Origin of the sequence: Sandarakinorhabdus sp., assembly GCF_032115815.1 — a bacterium.
GTDB lineage: Bacteria > Pseudomonadota > Alphaproteobacteria > Sphingomonadales > Sphingomonadaceae > Sandarakinorhabdus.
In genome coordinates, this window is record NZ_JAUMBI010000158.1 from 1 (window position 1) to 2178 (window position 2178).

A 2178-nucleotide genomic window follows, 5' to 3' on the forward strand; every position below is an offset into this window, starting at 1 on the left:
AGCGATTGCACGCGGCACCGGCGCCATCACCCTGCGCTCAGGCTCGGCCACAGGCCCCATCGTGGAGAGCTTCAACGCTGCCGACAGCGCCCGATTGACGATCTCTGGCAGCACCCTCACAATTGACACCACCAATAACTTGGCTGCGGGAACGCATTATTTCGTGGTCATCCCGTCGCGCGCCGTCCGTGACACCGCCGGCAATGCCTATGTCGGCACCAGCGCCTATGACTTCACGACGGCACCGCCCGCGATTGTCCCAGTCACTGGAACTCCGGCCGACGATCGCCTGGTAAGCCAATCCGCCAACGAAACAATCGATGGCTTGGGCGGTCTGGACACGCTGGTCTACAGCGGTGCCCGACTGGATTACGAGATCAGTCGCGCCAACGGCAACGTGACCGTGCGCGACCTGCGCCCGCAAGGCAACGGCACAGACACGCTGAGCAATGTTGAACGGCTTGAGTTCGCCGATGGCCTGATGGGGCTGATCCCGGAGGAACTTGTACTGTTCCTGCCCGGCTCGCGCGATCTGATCACCTGGGATTCAACGCAGGGATCTGCTGGCTTCACTTATTTCTTCCGGCTTGGCGCAGACAGCAGTGTGGCAGCTACGGCGGACTTTACCGGCGATGGGCGCGCCGATGTACTGATCAGCCAGCCAGGCGGTGGCTTGATCCGCTGGGACCCAACACTGGGCGGCAATGGCTTTGCTGTGTTGCCGGCGGCTCCAGGGTTCGAGGTGATTGCCAGGGGCGATCTGGTCGGCAACAGCGCCACCGATCTGTTGCTGAAGAACGCCACCGGCCAGTTGCGCATCCTTGATCCGGTGGCCGGCACCATCACCGATCTGTTCGGTTTGGCGTCAGGCTGGAGCGTGGCGGGGGTCGCCAACATCAACGGCTCAGGCAAGGATGACGTGATCCTGCAGAACACCAGCAGCGGCGCGGTGATCGCCTTCACCGATCAGGGCTGGCGTGACCTCATCACGCTGGGGCCAGGCTGGACCATCGCTGGGCTGGGCGATGTGGTTGGCGGGCTTGCCGATGATTTCATCCTGCAGCGCAACGATGGCGTAACCATTTTCTGGGACGTGACCCGGGGCGGGCAAGGTTTCCGCGATTTTGCCACCATCGGGCCGCAATGGCGCTTTGCCGGGTTCGACGATCTGAACGGTGATGGCCGTGACGATGTTCTGCTGCAGAATACGCAAGGATTGGCAATCTACTGGTCGAGCAGCAACTGGGTCGATCTCGGTTCCACGCTGATCGGAACACAACTGGTCGGTACCGGCGTGTTTGCATAACGCGGGCTATTTCTGGCAGCAGAAGACCAGCACGCCGCCGATATGTTCCGACAGCACACCATGTTCGGTCGAGATCGTGAAACGCATGAAGGCATCGCGGAAGCCGGCGGCGCGGGCGCGTGTTATGAGATCCCAGCCTGGCAACTCGAAAACTAGTACCCCGCCTTCATTCATCGGGTCGCCGTGATACTGCGGTTCCATGTGGTGAATCAGGCTGCCATGCGCATTCAGCGCGGCGCGTACTTGGCCGGTTTCCTCGAAGAACAGGAATGGGACTGTGCCGAAATGCCAGCCACCCGACTTCAGCACGCGGTGCATTTCTTTTAGCGCCTTGTCGATATCGGGCACATGTTCCAGCACTTCGTTCGTTGAAACCAGATCAAAGCTGTCATCAGGCATCGACAACGCCTGCAGATCTTCGCACGGGATTGGATACATCCATTGCATCCGTTCGGGGCTGGTGGTGAACTCCGAACCCAGAAAGCGCGGATAGAGGCCTCGCATTGTCAGCGCAAAGGCGGTTAGCCCCTCGGCAGCATAGATCCGCGGTGACGTCAGGCCCTGATCAACGATCACCTGTTCCATGCAGCGCATCACGCCGCGCACACGGGAGGAAAGGCCGCCGGACGCCAGACCTTCGCGCCAGCCGCTACCCGGTTCCAGCTCGAACGGCAGGATCCGTCGATCCGTCAAGGGTTCGCGGCAACCGGTGGCCAAAATGCGGGCGCCCAGCCGGTTAACGGCGTCAGCGGCCAATAAGTCATGATGGTTGTCGAGTGCGGCCCGGAATTCGGCAAGGCTGCGGATGTCGATGCTCAGTTCCACCAAGGCCTCCAGACGTGACAGGGGTTTATCGGCATCGGGTTTCGAAT

General features: G+C 61.2%; 2 protein-coding genes. One reads left to right on the forward strand and one right to left on the reverse strand.

From position 1 onward, the window contains the following. A partial coding sequence (locus RT662_RS09420) for an Ig-like domain-containing protein (protein WP_313670459.1) occupies nt 1-1306 on the forward strand: 1306 nt, incomplete at its 5' end. A 6-nt stretch (nt 1307-1312) separates the two neighbouring features. Here the strand turns inward: RT662_RS09420 and RT662_RS09425 are convergent. Continuing rightward, nucleotides 1313-2178 (reverse strand): class I SAM-dependent methyltransferase (locus RT662_RS09425; RefSeq protein ID WP_313670460.1); only part of this gene is annotated, 866 nt, incomplete at its 5' end.